This window comes from Rhizobium sp. BK196 (genome assembly GCF_014193255.1).
Classification (GTDB): Bacteria; Pseudomonadota; Alphaproteobacteria; order Rhizobiales; family Rhizobiaceae; genus Rhizobium.
Window position 1 is genome coordinate 967256 of sequence record NZ_JACHZB010000002.1, and the last position, 18886, is coordinate 986141.

The 18886-nt window shown below is 60.6% G+C and carries 15 protein-coding genes; all 15 read left to right on the forward strand.

Annotated elements, in window-relative coordinates; genetic code table 11:
* Window positions 1-442: 442 nt before the first annotated feature.
* On the forward strand, window positions 443-1750 hold the full coding sequence (locus FHT78_RS11000) for an extracellular solute-binding protein (protein ID WP_183743363.1): 1308 nt from the start codon (window positions 443-445) through the stop codon (window positions 1748-1750).
* Window positions 1750-2709: a sugar ABC transporter permease gene (locus FHT78_RS11005; protein ID WP_183743365.1), complete on the forward strand. Its 960-nt coding sequence runs from the start codon at window positions 1750-1752 to the stop codon at window positions 2707-2709. The genes FHT78_RS11000 and FHT78_RS11005 overlap by 1 nt, the downstream gene beginning before the upstream one ends.
* Entirely contained in the window at window positions 2706-3527 is an 822-nt protein-coding gene (locus FHT78_RS11010) for a carbohydrate ABC transporter permease (RefSeq protein ID WP_183743367.1), read from the forward strand. The genes FHT78_RS11005 and FHT78_RS11010 overlap by 4 nt, the downstream gene beginning before the upstream one ends.
* Window positions 3528-3532: 5 nt before the next feature.
* Entirely contained in the window at window positions 3533-5584 is a 2052-nt protein-coding gene (locus tag FHT78_RS11015) for a beta-galactosidase trimerization domain-containing protein (RefSeq protein ID WP_183743369.1), read from the forward strand.
* A 140-nt stretch (window positions 5585-5724) separates the two neighbouring features.
* A complete protein-coding gene (locus tag FHT78_RS11020; protein ID WP_183743371.1) occupies window positions 5725-6759 on the forward strand; it encodes a LacI family DNA-binding transcriptional regulator in 1035 nt (344 codons plus the stop codon).
* A gap of 37 nt (window positions 6760-6796) precedes the next feature.
* On the forward strand, window positions 6797-7894 hold the full coding sequence (gene ugpC, locus FHT78_RS11025; RefSeq protein ID WP_183743373.1) for a sn-glycerol-3-phosphate ABC transporter ATP-binding protein UgpC: 1098 nt from the start codon (window positions 6797-6799) through the stop codon (window positions 7892-7894).
* 2 nt (window positions 7895-7896) lie between these two features.
* Window positions 7897-10143, forward strand: a complete 2247-nt coding sequence (locus tag FHT78_RS11030; RefSeq protein WP_183743375.1) for a glycoside hydrolase family 95 protein — start codon at window positions 7897-7899, stop codon at window positions 10141-10143.
* Window positions 10144-10413: 270 nt separating this feature from the next.
* Entirely contained in the window at window positions 10414-11547 is a 1134-nt protein-coding gene (locus tag FHT78_RS11035) for a transporter substrate-binding protein (RefSeq protein ID WP_183743377.1), read from the forward strand.
* Window positions 11544-12131 carry an ANTAR domain-containing protein gene (locus FHT78_RS11040; RefSeq protein WP_183743379.1) on the forward strand — a complete coding sequence of 196 codons (588 nt, stop codon included), beginning with the start codon at window positions 11544-11546 and terminating at the stop codon, window positions 12129-12131. The genes FHT78_RS11035 and FHT78_RS11040 overlap by 4 nt, the downstream gene beginning before the upstream one ends.
* Window positions 12131-12979 (forward strand): ABC transporter permease, encoded by an 849-nt coding sequence (locus FHT78_RS11045; protein ID WP_183743381.1) that lies wholly within the window; start codon window positions 12131-12133, stop codon window positions 12977-12979. Before FHT78_RS11040 ends, FHT78_RS11045 begins: the two co-directional genes overlap by 1 nt.
* Window positions 12979-13899 (forward strand): ABC transporter permease, encoded by a 921-nt coding sequence (locus tag FHT78_RS11050; RefSeq protein ID WP_183743383.1) that lies wholly within the window; start codon window positions 12979-12981, stop codon window positions 13897-13899. The genes FHT78_RS11045 and FHT78_RS11050 overlap by 1 nt, the downstream gene beginning before the upstream one ends.
* A 24-nt stretch (window positions 13900-13923) precedes the next feature.
* Window positions 13924-15540, forward strand: coding sequence for an ABC transporter substrate-binding protein (locus tag FHT78_RS11055; protein ID WP_183743385.1), 1617 nt, complete (start codon window positions 13924-13926; stop codon window positions 15538-15540).
* A 66-nt stretch (window positions 15541-15606) separates the two neighbouring features.
* Window positions 15607-16551, forward strand: a complete 945-nt coding sequence (locus FHT78_RS11060; protein WP_183743387.1) for an acetamidase/formamidase family protein — start codon at window positions 15607-15609, stop codon at window positions 16549-16551.
* Window positions 16548-18221, forward strand: coding sequence for an ABC transporter ATP-binding protein (locus FHT78_RS11065; protein ID WP_183743389.1), 1674 nt, complete (start codon window positions 16548-16550; stop codon window positions 18219-18221). Before FHT78_RS11060 ends, FHT78_RS11065 begins: the two co-directional genes overlap by 4 nt.
* Window positions 18222-18733: 512 nt before the next feature.
* The coding region (locus FHT78_RS11070) for a porin (RefSeq protein ID WP_183743391.1) at window positions 18734-18886 on the forward strand (153 nt) is incomplete at its 3' end.

An 18886-nucleotide genomic window follows, 5' to 3' on the forward strand; every position in this document is an offset into this window, starting at 1 on the left:
GTGCCGTAAAGGCTTCAGCTGATCGCAGGGCCTGCATAGGATGCATAGGTGCCTAGGCATTTTCCCATGCCCTCTGGAAAATGTCAGATTCATTAGCTGTCATATATGGCTGACATTTCTCACGTAGGCGAGCGAGAAACCTATGCATCCTATGCAGTGAAGACACAGTACCGCTCTATTTCCACCTCTGTGGGAACTGTAATTGGCCGGTATCAAATCGGCGTCATCGCCGCACACTCGCAAATGACACGTGCTCCTTCTTCAGCGCAGGGAACGCACCTATCAATCATCGCTCTGGTTCATTTTTCGAGGCGATATCAATCATTTACCCGGTGGGTCGTTTGTTTATCGATAAAAACATTTGTTTCAGACAAAATAGATGATAACGTTTCAACTAAATTGAATGCATGACGGCAACAGTCAATGTTTGGGAGGACATGACATGACCAGCAGCAGTAGATTTGCGCCCGAAATCCGTCGCCGCACCCTTCTTGCCGGCGCAGGAAGCGCTGCGCTCTTGGCCGTCAGCGGAGCGGGACGGGCTCAGGATTCAATCAGCGGCGAACTCGTCGTTCTGAACTGGATCGGCGGCTCCGAACTCGAGATGATGCATTCGATTCAGAAAGCCTTTCTGGGGAAATATCCCAATGTCACGATCCGCGAGGTCGCCATCACTGGCCAGGGTGACATGCGCGGCGGCATCCGCACCGCGCTGATGGGCGGCGAAGTCGTCGACGTGCTCTTCAACACTTGGCCGGCCTTCCGCAAGGAACTTGCCGATGCCGATATGCTCCGGCCGATCGACGATCAGTGGAAATCCTTCGGTTGGGACAAACTCATCAGCCAATCGTGGAAGGATCTCGGATCTATTGGCGATAAGACCTATGGCCTGACTTACACGTTCGGGGACCGCTCAGGCATCTGGTACAAGAAGGAGCATCTCGCCAAGGCCGGTATTGCCGAACCGCCGAAGACCTGGGACGAATTTGTCGCCTCCTTCGCGAAGCTTACAAAGGCAGGCTACGCGGCTCCGGTCGCGATCCCCGGCAAATATTGGGCACATGCCGAATGGTTCGAAACCCTGCTGCTGAGAACCGCGGGCGTCGAGACGGCGACGAAGCTTGGCGCTCATGAGATCCCGTGGACCGATCCCGCTGTGAAGACGGCGCTGACGAAATATGCGCAGATGCTGACCACCGGCTGCTGTGGCGCCCCAAACACGATGCTTGCCAATGACTGGGACGGTGAGGCCGACCAGATCTTCCAGGCCGATGCCAAGAACTATCTGCTGATCGGCATGTGGTTGAACAATCGTGCCAAGAACGATTACAAGCTCACCGAAGGCAAGGATTACGGTCTCTTCCAGTTCCCGTCCCTCGGGATGGGCCATGACGATACGTCGAGCGTCGACGCCAAGGAGCTACTGGTGACGACGAATGGCCCCAATCCGAAGGCGGCGGACGCCTTCCTCGATTTCTGGACGAGTGCCGAGGCCTCCAACATCCTTGCCAAAGCCGGCTATGCTTCACCGAGCAGCAATGTCGATGCCTCGCTCTATGGTGAAGCGCAGAAGGTGGCGACACAGGCGGTCGCAAGCTCGAAGCTGCAATTCGTGCTCGGCGACCTGCTGCCCGGCGATCTCGTCGACGAGTATCGCGTGCAGTTGCAAAAATTCCTGCAGGATCCGTCCGATGCCAATATCGACACTGTCCTTGCGGCTATAGAGACAAAGGCCAAGGGTTCCTACTGATGGCTGACACCTCCGCTTCCCCGGTGCGGGAAGCGGCGGGCGTGATGCAGGGTTCTCCGCCGGCAGCTGGCATCAGAAGCCATCGGCGTCTGCTCAGGAACACGCCCGCCGCGCTTATCCTGATTGCGCCGGTTCTCGTATTGTTTGCGATCGCCGTGATCTACCCGCTGGTCGAGACGATCCGGCTGAGCTTCTGGGATATCCAGGGGCTCAAGAAACCAGCCTTTATCGGCTTCGGAAATTATACGCGGCTCTTCGCCGACGCGGCTTTCCGCAACACGCTGCTGACGACCTTGATCTTCACCATCGGCACGACTGCGATCTCGGTGGCGATCGGCTGGGTTCTGGCGATGCTGTGCGCTTTTGCACCACAGCAGACCCTGCCCTTCCGCGTGATGATCTTCGCGGCCTTCGGCATTTCGGAAGCGGTTTCCGGCTATATGTGGATCGGCATTTACAGGCCGGATGCCGGCGGTCTGCTCAATTCACTGATCCAGCTCCTGGGCTTTCCGGGCTTCGCGCACGCCTGGTTGGGTGACGCCAACACGGCCCTCTGGGCGCTCATCGTCGCGGCCTCCTGGAGCGGTGTCGGACTGCCGCTGATGCTGATCTTCGCCGCCATCCAGGCGATCCCTAAATCCGTGCTTGAAGCCGCCTATATGGATGGTGCCAAGCCGCTCTCGACCATGCGACACATCATGATGCCGCTGTCGATGCCGGGCGTGCGCGTCGCCGTCTTCATCAATCTCCTGTCGGCTCTGCGCGCCTTCGACATCATCTATATCCTGACCGGCGGCGGGCCGGTGCGCTCGACGGAAACTGTCGGCTATTTCATGTACCGGGAATCCATGACGCAGTTCAAACTGGGCTATGGTGCGGCCGCTACCGTCATCCTGCTGCTTGCAGTCCTGATCGTCTCCATCCCCGCTATCATCCAGCGAACGGCAGGTGCGAAATGACCGGCAAAGCACCTCGCTGGATTATCGCCGTCGTCGGCATCGTCGCCTTCATCTGGGTGATCCCGATCATCGGCATCGTCGTCACCTCGTTGCGCCCGCCCGAGGGCGTATCGCTCGGCTGGTGGCGCTTCGATCATTTCGATCTCACCCTCGATGCCTGGCGCCGCGTCTGGGACAAATATCCGCTCGCAGACTCCATGTGGGTGACGATGAAGACGGCTGGTCTCGCGACGGCGCTCACCATGCTGCTGACGCCGGCGGCGGCCTATGCCTTCCACTTCCTGACATTCCCATTCCGCCGATTGCTGCTGATCATCATCATCAATGCATTCGTGCTGCCCCAGCAGGTCGTCATCATTCCGCTCTTCACGCTCTGGCGCGATATGGGACTGATCGACAACATCCTCTCTGTGCTCATCCCCTATGTCGGGCTGTCATTCGCCTGGTCGATCTTCCTCGTCAAAAACTTTTTCGAGGATTTTCCTAGGGAATTGGTGGAAGCCGCCAAGATTGACGGCTGCGGACCGCTCGCGACCTTCCGCCATGTGGTGCTGCCGAACAGTCTGTCGCCGATCTTTGCCGTCGGCATCCTGCAGTTCCTCTGGACATGGAATGCCCTGTTGCTGCCGATGCTCTTTCTGCGCAGTGATGTTCCCCTTCCTGTGCTGCTCGCCCGTATCTCCGGCAGCTACGAGATCAATTGGGACCTGAGATCGGTGGCGGCCATCATCACCACCATCGTTCCCCTGCTCGTCTTCCTCGTTTTCCAACGTCAGTTCGCCGCCGGCTCGCAAACCCGCGCCGGCGCAAAGGAATAGGACCAATGCCCAAGACCACGAACAAGCCGCTGCGCTACCGCCAGATCCATCTCGATTTCCATACGTCGGAACATATTCCGGGCATCGGCGCCGATTTCGATCCGGATGTCTTCGTCTCGACACTGAAAGCAGCCCATGTCGATTCCATCACCATCTTCGCCAAGTGCCATCACGGCTGGTCCTATTATCCGACCAAGGTCGGCAAGCCGCATCCGCGACTTGCCCGCCCGGACCTTCTCGGTGACATGGTGAAGGCGCTTGCCGCAGCGGATATCGAAAGCCCGATCTATATCTCTGTTCAGTGGGACGAGCTGACGGCACGCGAACATCCTGAATGGCGCGCCATGAGCGCATCGAACCGCTATCATCACGACCGGCCGGCCGACCCCTCCGCCGGCAAGCAACTCAGCCCTGCCTGGCACACGCTCTGCCTCAATCATGCGGGTCTAAGACACTACATCCTCGAACAGGCACGCGAGGTCGCGCAGAACTATCCGACGCAGGGCCTCTTCTTCGATATCATCCTGACGCCGGATTGCGTCTGCCCAGCCTGCGTCGAACGCATGCTGTGCGAAGGTCTCGACCCTGAAAACCCGGCCGACCGCCTGAAGAACGACGAAGCCGTCAACGAGCAGTTTCGCCGCGAGACGAGTGAAGCGCTGTTTGCGGAGTTCCCTGGCCTGCGCGTCTTCTACAATTGCGGCCACATCCATAAGCAGGGGCCGGAACGCTTTTCGACCTATTCGCATCTCGAACTCGAAAGCCTGCCGACGGGCGGTTGGGGATACGACCACTTTCCCTCAAGCGCCCGTTATGCGGCAACGCTTGGCATGGACTTTCTCGCCCATACCGGCAAGTTCCATACGTCCTGGGGCGAATTCGGCGGCTTCAAACATCCGGATGCACTGGAATACGAATGTGCCCAGATGATCGCGCTCGGCTCCAAATGCCTGGTCGGCGACCAGCTTCATCCGAACGGAGCGATCAACCCTGACACCTATGCGTCGATCGCGCCGGCCTATCGTCGTGTTGAAAAGCTCGAGCCTTTCCTCGAAGGCGCCAAGCAGATTTCCGAAATCGCCATACTCTCGGCGGAACACATGAACCCGAAGGGCGCACGCAACCATCCAAGCGATGATGGCGCCGCCCAGGTGCTGCAGGAGCTGAAACGGCCTTTCGACGTCATCGATAAGTCTGGCCGTTTCGAGCAATACCGGCTGCTGATCCTGCCGGATGAAATCCCTGTCGATGCCGCGCTCGCCGCACGGCTCAAATCCTATCTCGCGGGCGGCGGCAGGATCATTGCCTCCTGGCGTTCGGGTCTTGATGAAAACGGACGATTTGCTGTCGACTTCGGTATCGAAAGGGGAGCCGCGCCCATCGCTTTCAAGCCGAGCTATGTAAAAGCCGGAAAGAATCTCGATCCGTCCATGCCGGAAACGGCCTTTGTCTTCTACGATGATGCCGAAACCGTCCGTTCGGTCGGTGCGACGGTGCTGGCCGGCATATATCCCTCCTATTTCAACCGCTCCTACAAGCATTTCTGCTCACATCAGCATGCGCCCGACGACCCGGATGCCGATATGCTGGGCGCAGCAGTCACCGAGCACGAGGGTGTGGCCTACATCGCTTATCCGATCTTCCGGCTCTACCGGGCGATGGGCCAGCCGCTCTACAAATATCTGGTTCGCGGCCTTCTTGATCGACTTGTCCCCAATCCGGCCATGGTCACCGACCTGCCGTCTTCCGGCCGGGCGACACTGACGCGCCAGATCGAGCATGACCGCCATATCCTGCATCTGCTCTACGGTCCGCCGCAGATCCGCGGCAAGGATGTGCGCGGCGACGACGGTTCGACCCGGGTCATGGAGATGATCGAGGACATTCCGGCGATTGGCCCGGTCAATGCCACTGTGCGCCTGCCGACAAAACCGAAGCGCGTTTTTGACGCGATGACAGGAGAGGATCTTGCCTGGAATGCGGGTGACGATGGCGCCATCAACATCACGGTGCCGCGCCTGCGCATCCACAGCGCCGTGGTCTTCGAAGGCGCATAATGTAGATTGAAGTAAGGGAGCCGTCGGACTTTGCTCTTGCCGCCCGCGATACTGGTGGGCGGCGGAGCGCTGGGCTATACGACGGAAAGGCGCTTGGCCTGGCGCCATTTCCCATGGATGAATGCAGGAGCCCGCTCGAAATGCAACAAACGGACCAGACGGCCGGAAGGAAGCGCGGAGCCACGATCATCGACGTTGCCAAGGTGGCGAACGTCGCGGTCGGCACTGTGTCGCGCTATCTTAACGGCCAAACGATCCGTCGCTCGAACCGCGAGCAGATCGAGCGGGCGATCCAGGATCTCGGCTACCGGCGCAATGCCGCAGCCGCCTCGATCCGCACCGATCTCACCCATATGATCGGCTTCCTGGTGCCGACCTTCGACGAGTTCCATGCCCGAATGCTGGAGCATCTTGCTCATTCCGTGCGTCAGACCGGAAGGGCGCTCTTGACCTACTGCCATGGCGGCGATCCGCGCGTGGTGGCCGAGGCACTGGATTTCTTTGCGGCGCAGCGCGTCGATGCGCTCGTCATGGACGGCACTGCGGAAGTCTATGATCGCGTCGACGACCTGATCCACCACGACATTCCGATCATCTTCTACAACAACGACGTCCGCGGGCTGGCGGCAGACCGGGTGATGGTAGAGAACCATCGCGCAAGCCACCGCATCGTCAGCCACCTCATCGATCTCGGCCACAGCCGCATCGGCATTCTTACAGGCGATCCACGCAATTCCTCGGGTATAGAACGGCTGGAGGGCTATGAGCAGGCGCTGCGCGATCGGGGCATTGCAATCGATCCAACACTCGCAGTGCGCGGCAACTGGCGCATGGACGGCGGTTATCAGGCGACCAAACGGCTGATGTCGCTCGAAAACCCACCGACCGCGATCTTCTCGGCCAATTACGGCATGGCGATCGGGGCGCTGAGCTGGCTGAAGGAAAACGGCCGGCATGTGCCCGAAGATATTTCGCTTGCGAGCTTCGACGATGTGGCGATCTTCCGCCTCTACGAAGCCGGCATTACGGCCGTCGCCCAGCCGGTCGCAAGCGTTGCCGAAACCATTACCGACATTCTCGTGGAACGTCTGACGGAGCCCTCCGGGGGAGCGACACGCAGCGTCGTCCTTGAATGCGACATCATCCTACGAGGCTCGACGCGACGGATCACCTGACGCGCGCTGCCCACCAGGCGGTTAAAGGGAGGAAGCTTTGGCCAGCGTAGAATTGCACGATATCGACAAATCCTACGGTAGCTTTCAAGCCATCGAGGGCCTGAACCTGAGCGTCGACGACGGATCATTCACGGTCTTCGTCGGGCCTTCCGGCTGCGGAAAATCAACGCTTCTGCGCATGATCGCCGGCCTTGAGAAGATCACCGCCGGCGATCTCAAGATCGATGGGCGGCGCATGAACGAGGCCGACCCGATCGAGCGCGGCGTGGCTATGGTCTTCCAGAACTACGCGCTCTACCCGCATATGACAGTGGAGCAGAATATCGGCTTTTCACTGCGCATGGCCGGCATGGGCAAGGCCGACATCGACCGCAGCGTCGCTGCAGCGGCAGCCACCTTGCAGATCGAAGCGCTGTTGAAGCGCAAACCTGCGCAGCTCTCGGGCGGTCAGCGCCAGCGCGTCGCAATCGGTCGTGCGATCGTGCGCAACCCGGCCGTTTTCCTGTTCGACGAACCCCTGTCGAACCTCGATGCGGAACTCAGGGTCTCGATGCGCGTCGAGATCGCCAAGCTGCATCGCCGCATCGGCGCGACGATGATCTATGTCACCCATGACCAGACGGAGGCTATGACGCTCGCTGACAAGATCGTCGTCATGCGGGCTGGCAAGATCGAGCAGGCCGGCACGCCGGATGCGCTCTACGCCGATCCGGACAATCTCTTCGTCGCCGGCTTCATCGGCTCGCCGCGCATGAATTTCCTCGATGGCAGGTCCGGTGCGGACGGGGCAATCAGGCTCGATTGCGGCGCGGTTTTCAGGGCCGGCATCGTCGGCACGGGCAGCGAGATGCCAGTCAAGGTCGGCATCCGGCCGGAGCATTTTACGGGACGCGATGAGGGCGGCGGCTCAATCGACGTCAAGGTCGAGGTCGTGGAAAACCTCGGCGGAACCCGCTTCATCTATGGCACGCTCAACTCGGGCCAATCGGTGATCGTCGAGGACCGTTCGGAAAGAGTTTTGCGCCCCGGGGAAACGATAAGCGCAGGCTTTCCGGCCCGAAAAGCGCTGCTCTTCGGTGTCGATGGCCTACGCATTCGCGACGCCAGGCCGGCAAACAGCATTCCGGCAGAATGAGCATGACGGACAATCTTCTCTGGTATGATGCGCCGGCCCGGTCGTGGACGGATGCGTTGCCGCTTGGCAACGGCCGGCTCGGCGCCATGGTGTTCGGCGGCCCCGCTTCCGAAAGATTGCAGATCAACGAATCCACCTTCTGGGCCGGCGGTCCCTACCGACCGGTCAACCCCGATGCCCATGGCCACCTGGAGAGGGTCCGGGAGCTGATCTTCGCCGGCCATTACGTGGAAGCAGAAGCGATGGCCGAGGAGCATCTGATGGCGCGGCCGATCAAGCAGATGTCCTACCAGCCGATCGGCAATCTCCATGTCGATTTGCTGCATTCGCAGAGCGTGACGAACTATCGTCGCACGCTCGACCTCGATACCGCGGTCGCCACAACCTCCTATATCGCCGATGGAACGACCTTCTTTCGCGAGGCTTTCATCTCTGCCGTCGACGGCGTGCTGCTGTTTCGCCTTTCCGCAGATCGACCCCATTCCGTGAAGTGCCGGATATCGCTCGGCAGCCCCCAGCAAGGTCGGCTGATTGCGGGCAATGCCTCACAACTGACCTTTTGCGGCACCGGTAAGGCCGAATGGGGCATTGCCGCCGCCCTGCGCTTCGCTTTCGGCATTCGAGTGATCAATAACGGAGGAACACTAAGCTTCTCGGACGGCGTCATCTCGGGCGACGATGCAGACGAGCTTTTGATCCTGCTCGATGCCGCGACGAGTTTTCGCCGATACGATGATGTCTCGGGCGATCCGGACGGCACGATCGCCGCGCGGCTGTCAAAAGCCTCGGCTCGCAGTCCCGAACTCATGCGTCGGGATCATATGGCTGAACATCAGAGGCTGTTCCGCGCCTTTGCCATCGATCTGGGTTCCACGTCCGCAGCTAACGAGACCACGGATCGCCGCATTGCAGGTTTTGGTGGCCGGCATGATCCTGCCCTCGCCGCCCTTTACGTGCAGTTCGCCCGCTATCTTATGATCGCCTCGTCCCGCCCCGGCACGCAGCCTGCAAACCTGCAGGGCATCTGGAACGAGGAAACCGATCCGCCCTGGGGCAGCAAATATACGACCAACATCAATCTGCAGATGAATTACTGGCTGCCGGCGCCGGCCAATCTGCCCGAATGCATCGAGCCGCTCGTCGAGATGGCGCAAGAGCTTGCCGAAACCGGTCGCGAGACGGCGCAGGTGCATTATCATGCGCGCGGCTGGGTCATGCACCACAATACCGATCTGTGGCGAGCGACCGGGCCGATCGATGGCGCCAAATGGGGCCTCTGGCCGACCGGCGGCGCATGGCTCATGGCGCAGTTGCTGGATATTGCCGATTATCTTGACGATGCCGATAGCCTGCGCCGGCGCCTTTTCCCGGTTGCCAAGGCGGCGGCAGAGTTTGTCTTCGATGTGCTGGTTCCCCTTCCCGGCACCAAATATCTGGTGACCAACCCTTCGCTATCGCCGGAGAATGTCCACCCGCATGGCGCCTCGCTCTGCGCCGGACCCGCCATGGACAGTCAGATCATCCGGGATTTCCTTTCTCTGCTTCGCCCGCTCGCTGTCTCCATCGGCGGTGAAGACGGGCTTGTTGCCGAGATCGACCGCGTGCTGCCGCACCTTCCGTCAGACAGGATCGGCGCGGCCGGCCACTTGCAGGAGTGGCTGGAGGACTGGGATCTGCAGGTGCCGGAGATCCATCATCGCCATGTCTCGCACCTCTATGGCCTCTATCCGAGCTGGCAGATCGACATGGATAATACGCCCGACCTTGCCGCAGCTGCCCGCCGCTCGCTGGAAATCCGCGGTGACGATGCGACGGGCTGGGGCATCGGCTGGCGCATCAATCTCTGGGCCAGGCTTCGCGACGGCGATCATGCACTCGACGTGATCAAGCTGCTCATTAGCCCAGAGCGGACCTACGCCAATCTCTTCGATGCTCATCCGCCCTTCCAGATCGACGGAAATTTCGGCGGTGCCGCCGGCATCCTCGAAATGCTGGTGCAATCACGTGCAGGCGAAATTCATCTGCTTCCAGCCCTGCCCAAGGCGTGGCCGCGCGGCTCGGTCCGCGGCTTGCGCCTGCGCGGCGGCATGCTTCTCGACCTCGATTGGGAGAATGGCAGGCCGATGAAGATAAGGCTCACAGCATCGCGCGACGTGAGCACCGTCCTTCGCTTCGGTGGGAGAAGACACAAAATCGAGCTCCCCGCTGGCGAAAGTTTCGGCGGCGACGGAGGGACAGTATTCGGATGACGGCTCCGACGGACTGACGCCGTGATGATGGCGTTCCAGGCAAGGCAGATTGTCCTGCTTAAGGCGAGATCGTCTTTATCCTGTCGTACGGCTGCAATTTGCCCGGAGCTGCTTGACAACACGAGAGTGCCTGTATTTTATTCAAGCCTGCGGATTAGGCAAAAGCTCCTCCGTATTTTACATGACTTCGATAGTCGCTGGGCAGTTTCGCCCCATGATGGCCCCGTCGCAGATGGACGCCTCATGGGGTTTTTGGCTTTTGGCTTGCACATGACTGATGCATTGAAAATCGGCATTCTTTACTCTACCACGGGCCCCTACGGCTCGATGGGGCGCGACGCGCGCAGCGGCGCGGAATTCGCGATCGCCGAATTCGCCGCAGTAAGCGGCCGGCCCGTCGAGCCGGTCTTCTTCGAGCCGCAGGCCGATCTTGCCGCCTATCTCGAAGGCGCGCGTCATTTGCTGCGTGCCGGGTGCCGTCACATCGTCGGCACCATCACCTCGGCCGCCCGCAAAGAGGTCATCCCGCTCATTGAAAAGCATGACGGGCTGCTCTGGTATATGTGCCCCTACGAAGGGTTCGAGGCGAACGAAAACGTCATTTATGTCGGCGGCTGCCCAAACCAGCATCTCCTGCCGCTCTTCGAGCACCTGATCCCGCGCTACGGCAACCGGCCCTATCTCGTCGGCGCCAACTATGTCTGGGGCTGGGAGATGAACCGGCTCGCCCGCGAACTGATCACCAATGCCGGTGGCGAAGTTCTTGGCGAGCGATATCTCCCGCTCGAGGAAACCGCAGTCGGGCGTATCGTCGCCGATATCGAGCAGCGCCGTCCGAGCTTCATCCTCAACAATCTGATCGGCCCCTCGAGCTATGCCTTCCACGAAGCGATCCGGCGGCTTGCCGATCGCGACCCGGCCTTCCGGCCCGAAAACTGCCCGGTCGTCAGCTGCGATCTGATGGAATGTGAGCTTGACGATATCGCGCCGGGCGCAGCCGTCGGTCAGCTCTGTGCCGCTTCTTATTTTGACAGCGTCGCGACCTCCGAAAATGGCGACTTCAAACAGCGGATCCTCGCTCACTACGGCGCGCCGCGCCGCATTTCCAGCGTCTTTGCCAGCGCCTATACGGCTGTGCGTCTTTGCGTCGATGCGATCGTGGCGGCCGACGGCGACGAGCCGGCGAACGTGCGTCGGGAATTATACAGCAAGATCTGGGCGACACCCTTCGGTACGCTCAACATCGACCGCGAAACGAACCACGCCGCCCTGCCCTTTCATCTCGGTCGTATCAATACCCATAACGGCTTTGATGTGATCGCCTCGCGTCCGCCGCTCGCTGCCGATCCCTATTTGACCGGCCGCAACAAACCGGCTTCGCCGAGATTGCGGGTGGTCTCATGAGGGAAACGCCCAATTTCACCGGCTGGCATGCTGTCGTTCTCCACCGCGATGACGGCAATGCCGAAAGGCTAATCCGTCAGTTGCGTCTTCTCGGGCTGTCAGCAAGCCTGCAATGGGCGCCAATGTTGGCCGCAAACGCACCCGATCTCGTCATCGTCGATGCCGACCAGGGCTTTGACGATCTGCTGCCATGGAACGGTCTCGGCTCCATCCCGGCATGCCCCGTCGTCGCATTGCTCGGCTCGGAAGCGCCGGGCCGTATCGCCTGGGCGCTCGGTCAGGGCGCCGGTGCGATCATCGCCAAGCCAATCTCGGCCTCCGCTGTCTATCCGGCCCTCGTCATGGCCGTCTCCATTCATCGGGAGCGCAAAGGTGTCGCCGAGCGCCTGCAATATCTCGAAGAACGCATTCGCCTTCGCCCGCTCGTGCATGCCGCAATCGAGAAGCTGATGCAGGCGCATGGCGTCGACGAGGAACGCGCCTATTCGATCCTGCGCAATTGCGCCATGCGCCGCCGCCTGCCGATGGAACAGATCGCCGCCTTCATCCTTGGCGGGATAGAGCCCCTGCCCGAGGCCGGCTGATGCGCGTGATCAAAGCCATGCTGCGGCAGCCGCCGGCCCTCTTCGGTCTTGTCGTCGTAGTTGTCGTCATCGCGCTTGCGGTGGCCGCTCCTTGGATCGCGCCATTCAACCCCGATGAGCAGATGTTCGACGGGTTGTCGCTGGAAGGCGCGCCGCTGCCGCCCGGTGGTCCCTATCTGCTCGGCACGGATACGCTGGGACGCGACCTCTTTTCGCGCATGCTGTTTGGCGCACGCACCTCGCTCGTCATTGGCCTTGTCGCCAACGGAATCGCGGTTGCAATCGGCCTTCTGATCGGCATTCTCGCCGGCTACGCGCGCGGTATCGTCGGCAATATCCTAATGCGCTTTACCGATCTGATGATGGCCTTCCCGGCGTTGCTGCTGGCAATCGTGCTTGCCGCATTGCTGCGGCCGAGCCTTTGGATCGTCGCTATGGTGATCGCGCTCGTCAACTGGGTGCAAGTTGCCCGCATCGTCTATACGGAGACACGCGGCCTGGTGGAACGCGACTTCATCATGGCCGAACGCTCGCTTGGTGCGGGCCATATACGGGTTCTCTTCCTGCATATCCTGCCGCATCTCGTGCCGACCGCAATCGTCTGGGGCACACTTGGCATCGCCACGACCGTGTTGCTGGAAGCGACTCTTTCGTTCCTCGGCATCGGCGTACAACCGCCGCAGCCCTCTTGGGGAAACATCATCTTCGAAAGCCAGAGCTACTTCCAGGCAGCCCCCTGGCTCGTCTTCTTCCCTGGCGCGTTCATCCTGCTGACGGCCCTGTCCTTCAATCTTGTCGGGGATGCGCTGCGCGACATTCTCGATCCGACCCAGCGCGGGAGGGGCTGATGGTCTTCCTCATCTTCCGCCGGCTGGTACAGGCCGCGCTCATTCTTCTCGGCGTTGCCGCCATTACCTTCGTGCTGCTGTATGCGCTGCCGGCCGACCCGGCGCGTATGATTGCCGGCCGAAGCGCCACGGCGCAGACAGTTGCCAATATCCGCCACGAACTTGGCCTCGATGAGCCGCTGCTCGTCCAGTTCGCCTCATATCTCTTCGACCTCGCGCACGGCAATCTCGGTCGCTCCTATGCACAGAAGACCGAGGTCTGGACGCTGATCGCCGCCCGCCTGCCCGCGACACTCGTCCTCATGCTATCAGGCATTCTGGTCGAACTGGTGCTTGGTCTGACGCTCGGCACGATCGCCGCCGTTCGCCGCGGCGGTTTCACTGACCGGCTTGTGATGACTGCCTCTTTCGTCGGGGTTTCGGCGCCGCAATTCGTCGTCGCTCTGCTGCTTCTTTATGTCTTTGCGGTAACGCTCGGATGGCTACCGATGAGCGGTTACGGCTCATTTGCCCATGTCGTACTGCCAGCCTCCACCCTCGGCGTCCTCGGCGCCGGCTGGTATGCCCGCATGGTTCGATCGGCAATGATCGATGTTCTCAATCAAGACTACGTCCGCACCGCCCGCGCCAAGGGCCTGTCCTCGCGCCGCATCATCTTCCGCCACGCCCTTCCCAATGCGATCCTACCGATCATTGCGATGATCGGTATCGACATCGGCCAGTTTATGGGTGGCGTGGTCGTCGTCGAGGCAGTCTATGGCTGGCCGGGCATCGGTCAGCTTGCCTGGCAGGCCATCCAGCAGGTCGACATACCGATCATCATGGGCGTCACGCTGACGTCGGCACTTGCCATCGTTATCGGCAATCTGCTCGCCGACCTTGTGGCGCCGCTCATCGATCCACGCATCCGCACACGTTGACAGCAACCAAGAAGGGGAACCCGCATGTTCAAACGCTGGCTTCGACACACGACCATGGCAACGATGGTGGCCCTCGCCCCCGCCGCCATGGCACAGGAAACGCCCAAGCAGGGCGGCGATATCGTCGTCACCTACAAGGACGACATCACCACGCTCGACCCGGCCATCGGTTACGACTGGGTCAACTGGTCGATGATCAAGAGCCTCTATTCGCGCCTGATGGATTACGAACCGGGCACGCCGAACCCGATTCCGTCGCTCGCCGAAAGCTTTGCGGTATCGCCCGATGGCCTGACTTATACGTTCAAGCTGCACAAGGGCGTGAAGTTCTCCAACGGCCGCGAAGTAGTCGCCTCCGACGTGAAATATTCGATCGAACGCGCCGTCAACCCGAAGACGCAAGGCCCGGGCGCCGGCTTCTTCGGCGCGATCAAGGGCTTCGAGGACGAGACCGGCGGCAAGACCGAGACGCTGTCGGGCATCGAGACGCCTGATGACAGCACCGTCATCTTCCACCTGTCGCGTCCCGACGCGACCTTCCTGCATGTGCTCGCCATCAACTTCGCTTCGGTCGTGCCGAAGGAAGCCGTCGAAGCCGCCGGTGGCGATTTCGGCAAGAACCCCATCGGTTCAGGCACCTTTATCCTGAAGGACTGGACGATCGGCCAGCAGCTCGTCTTCGAGCGCAACAAGGATTATTTCGTCAAAGGTGTGCCCTATATCGACAGCTTCAAGGTCGAAGTGGGACAGGAGCCGCTGGTTGCACTGCTGCGCCTGCAGAAAGGTGAAGTCGATATTGCCGGCGACGGTATCCCGCCCGCAAAATTCCTCGAGATCAAGAACTCTGCCGATGGCGCACAGATGATCGTCGATGGCGAGCAGCTTCACACTGGCTACATCACGCTGAACACCAAGGTGAAGCCCTTCGATAACGTCAAAGTGCGCCAGGCCATCAACATGGCCATCAATAAGGACCGCATCGTCCGCATCCTCAATGGTCGCGCAACGCCTGCCAACCAACCGCTGCCACCGCTGATGCCGGGTTACGACAAGTCTTTCGTCGGCTATAGCTACGATGTCGCCAAGGCGAAGGCATTGCTTGCTGAAGCTGGCTTCCCCGCTGGCTTCGAGACCGTGCTTTACTCCACCAATACCGATCCGCAGCCGCGTATCGCCCAGGCGATCCAGCAGGATCTCGCAGCCGTTGGCGTCAAGGCTGAACTTCGCGCTCTCGCACAGGCAAACGTCATCTCGGCCGGCGGTACCGAAGGCGAAGCGCCGATGATCTGGTCGGGCGGCATGGCCTGGATTGCCGACTTCCCGGATCCGTCCAACTTCTACGGCCCGATCCTCGGTTGCGCCGGCGCAGTTCAGGGCGGCTGGAACTGGTCCTGGTATTGCAATGCCGATCTCGACAAGCGTGCGGTTGCCGCGGACTCCATGTCCGACCCGGCAAAGTCCGCAGAGCGTACCACTGCGTGGGGCAAAGTCTTCACCGACATCATGGCCGATGCGCCGTGGGTTCCCGTCATCAACGAGCGTCGCGTCGTTGCTAAGTCGCTGCGCATGGGCGGTGCTGACAATATCTATATCGATCCGACACGAGTCATCAATTACGACGCGATCTACGTGAAGCAATAAGCGCTAAGGAAACAATGCCTTCCCGGTCCAGCCGGGAAGGCTCCATAAAATCGAGGGAGACACCTTATGTGCATTGCCTGCACCCACACGATCCACCGGGCCCAGCATAACTTCGGCTGGAACAAGGATTTCGTACCCGCCGTCGTCGCCAAGCCGGGCGAAACGATCCATTTCGAATGCTTGGACTCCTCCGGCGGCCAGCTCGGCAGCGACGCAACGTTGGAGACGCTGAACAATCTGGACTTCGGCAAGATCAATCCGGTTTCAGGCCCGATCTATGTGGAGGGCGCCAAGCCCGGCGATGCACTGAAGATAACGTTGCGCAAGTTCATTCCCTCGGGCACCGGCTGGACGGCCAATATTCCGGGCTTCGGCCTGCTCGCCGACCAGTTCAAGGAACCGGCGCTGCATGTCTGGTCCTATGACGCCAACAGCATGACCCCGGCCCTCTATGGCCCCGGCGGCCGTGTGCCGCTGAAACCCTTTGCCGGCACGATCGGCGTTGCCCCGGCGGAACCCGGCACGCATTCCGTCGTGCCGCCGCGCCGTGTCGGCGGCAATGTGGATATCCGCGACCTGACTGCCGGTGTCACTCTCTACCTGCCCATCGAGGTCGAAGGCGCTCTCTTCTCCATCGGCGACACGCATGCTGCCCAAGGCGACGGCGAAGTCTGCGGCACAGCGATCGAGAGCCAGATGAATGTCGAGGCGACGATCGAGCTCGTCAGGGATGCCCGCCTGCGGACACCACGTTTCACGACGACCGAGCCCGTTACCCGCCATCTCGATGGCGCCGGCTATGAAGTCACGACCGGCATCGGTCCGGATCTGATGACCGGCGCACGCGAAAGCGTCATGCGCATGATCGATCTTCTGACTGCCGAACATGGCATGAGTGCCATCGATGCCTATCTGCTCTGCTCTGTCTGCGGCGATCTGCGCATCAGCGAAATCGTCGATCTGCCGAATTGGGTTGTCTCCTTCTACTTCCCGAGGATCGTATTCGCGTGATTGAAGCCATGCCCGCCGCGCCAATACTCAGCGTTCGCAATCTCAGTGTCGATGCGCGAACACCCGAGGGCCGCAAACCGGTTCTGAAAGATATCAGTTTCGATCTTGCAAGCGGCGAAACCCTCTGCCTGGCCGGGGAATCGGGCTCGGGTAAATCAGTGACCTCGCTGTCGATCATGGGCTTGCTGCCGAAGGCCTCGCTTCAGGTGGCCTCCGGCAGCATCATGCTCGGCGAACGCGATCTGCTGAAACTTTCCGAACGGGCCATGCGCGGCGTGCGCGGCGCCGATATCGCCATGGTCTTCCAGGAACCGATGACATCGCTCAATCCGGTCATGTCGATCGGCGCGCAGCTGATGGAAGCAATCCGCGAGCATCAGGGCGGCGAGAATGCCGAGGCAATTGCGCTCCAAATGCTCGATGCCGTACAAATCGTCGATCCGACCAAGCGCCTGAAGCAATATCCGCACGAACTCTCGGGCGGCATGCGCCAGCGCGTGATGATCGCCATGGCGCTCTCCTGCCGTCCCAAGGTGCTGATCGCCGATGAGCCCACGACCGCGCTCGATGTGACGGTGCAGGCACAGATCCTCAAGCTGATGCGGGAGCTGAAGTCAGAATTCGGCACCTCGATCGTCCTGATCACCCATGACATGGGGGTCGTCGCCGAGATGGCCGATCGCGTCATCATCATGCAGGATGGCAGCATCGTCGAGGAAGGTCCGGCCGTCACCATTTTCCGCGCCCCGCGCCAGAATTATACACAGCAGCTGCTCTCGGCCGTGCCGCGTCTCGGTGCTTTTGCCGGCACGGATGGTCCGCCCAGCATCACGTCACGCGGTGTCGAGACCCTGCAGGATCGCGCACCAGTCCTGAATGTGCGTGGTCTCAATGTCACCTATGGTGGGGCTGCGAGCTTTCTCTTCAAGGGTAAGGCGCCGCCCGCGGCAGTCATCGACGTCTCCTTCGACATTCTGCCGGGCGAAACACTCGGCCTCGTCGGCGAAAGCGGTTCGGGAAAATCGACGACCGGCAAGGCCGTCCTCGGCCTCATTCCTTTCACGGGCGATGTGGTCATCAACGGCCGCAACATTGCAGGCCTCAGCCATCGAGAGATGCGGCCCGTACGCCGCACGGCGCAGATGATCTTTCAGGATCCCTATGCTTCGCTCGACCCTCGCATGTCGGTGGGCGCTGCGATTGCAGAACCGCTAGTCATCCACGGCATTGCCGCTAAATCCGAGCGCCAGGACAGGATCGCAGAGCTCCTGCGCCGCGTCGGGCTGACGCCGGATGCCGCTACGCGTTATCCGCATGAATTCTCCGGCGGCCAACGCCAACGCATCTGCATCGCGCGTGCCCTTGCGCTTAAGCCGAAGCTGATCGTTGCCGATGAAAGCGTTGCGGCGCTCGACGTATCCGTCCGCGCCCGCGTGCTTGATCTGATGCTGGAACTGCAGGAAAGCATGGGGCTCTCCTACCTCTTCATCTCGCACGACATGGCGGTCGTCGAGCGCATGTCCCACAAGGTTGCCGTCATGCGCGGCGGCAGGATCGTCGAGACCGGCACCCGTCGCCAGATCTTCGAACGCCCGGCGGACGATTATACGAAGGCACTGATGGCTGCCGTTCCGGTTCCCGATCCTGAAGCGCGGCGCGCGCAGTTTTGAGATTCGGATCGCAGATATAGAAGCGCGCCCTCTGGAGCCGGCCGCGCTTTCACGAGGCTTGCTCCCGGTCTCTGTCGAATCATCGCTTAAATCGAATCGCGGCGCGATCGAGTGCCGATCGTGCATGTCGTTCTTCCCGTCGGCCAGCCGCATTTTCCGTCTATAGCGCAGCTCGAATGCGCGAATACGAGCTCGCATCTGGATCGGTTTACGATAAAGTTGGGTATTGAGGCGCAGACCCGATGTCCATTTGCGCGCGGCCAATCCGGCTAAGTGGTGCTAAAATAGCAATATTTTGCCGTCCTGTTTTACCTCTTGTTAATACCCGCCTCAGGACTGTTGTACTTCTGTCACACACATCACGGTTTAGTTAGAATTCGCTATAAAATGAGAGCATTCGTTGTTGAGCCCTCCCCCCTTTCGGCTATTTTAGGCCCTACCGAATTGATCGGGTTTTATCAGAGGGGACGTTCTTTCGTGGAACGCACTCGAACTTAGGAGATTGGCTTTCCATGAACATTCGTATGATGTTGCTTGGTTCCGCAGCTGCCCTCATCGCTGCACCGGCATTCGCAGCAGACGCAATCGTCGCTGCCGAGCCGGAACCGGTTGAGTACGTTCGCGTCTGCGACGCTTACGGCACCGGCTACTTCTACATCCCGGGC

Excerpts from the sequence above, each read along its gene's own strand:
- FHT78_RS11000 (WP_183743363.1), top strand. The coding sequence starts at position 443 with ATGACCAGCAGCAGTAGATTTGCGCCCGAAATCCGTCGCCGCACCCTT.
- FHT78_RS11005 (WP_183743365.1), top strand. The coding sequence starts at position 1,750 with ATGGCTGACACCTCCGCTTCCCCGGTGCGGGAAGCGGCGGGCGTGATG.
- FHT78_RS11010 (WP_183743367.1), top strand. The coding sequence starts at position 2,706 with ATGACCGGCAAAGCACCTCGCTGGATTATCGCCGTCGTCGGCATCGTC.
- FHT78_RS11015 (WP_183743369.1), top strand. The coding sequence starts at position 3,533 with ATGCCCAAGACCACGAACAAGCCGCTGCGCTACCGCCAGATCCATCTC.
- FHT78_RS11020 (WP_183743371.1), top strand. The coding sequence starts at position 5,725 with ATGCAACAAACGGACCAGACGGCCGGAAGGAAGCGCGGAGCCACGATC.
- FHT78_RS11030 (WP_183743375.1), top strand. The coding sequence starts at position 7,897 with ATGACGGACAATCTTCTCTGGTATGATGCGCCGGCCCGGTCGTGGACG.
- FHT78_RS11035 (WP_183743377.1), top strand. The coding sequence starts at position 10,414 with ATGACTGATGCATTGAAAATCGGCATTCTTTACTCTACCACGGGCCCC.
- FHT78_RS11040 (WP_183743379.1), top strand. The coding sequence starts at position 11,544 with ATGAGGGAAACGCCCAATTTCACCGGCTGGCATGCTGTCGTTCTCCAC.
- FHT78_RS11045 (WP_183743381.1), top strand. The coding sequence starts at position 12,131 with ATGCGCGTGATCAAAGCCATGCTGCGGCAGCCGCCGGCCCTCTTCGGT.
- FHT78_RS11050 (WP_183743383.1), top strand. The coding sequence starts at position 12,979 with ATGGTCTTCCTCATCTTCCGCCGGCTGGTACAGGCCGCGCTCATTCTT.
- FHT78_RS11055 (WP_183743385.1), top strand. The coding sequence starts at position 13,924 with ATGTTCAAACGCTGGCTTCGACACACGACCATGGCAACGATGGTGGCC.
- FHT78_RS11060 (WP_183743387.1), top strand. The coding sequence starts at position 15,607 with ATGTGCATTGCCTGCACCCACACGATCCACCGGGCCCAGCATAACTTC.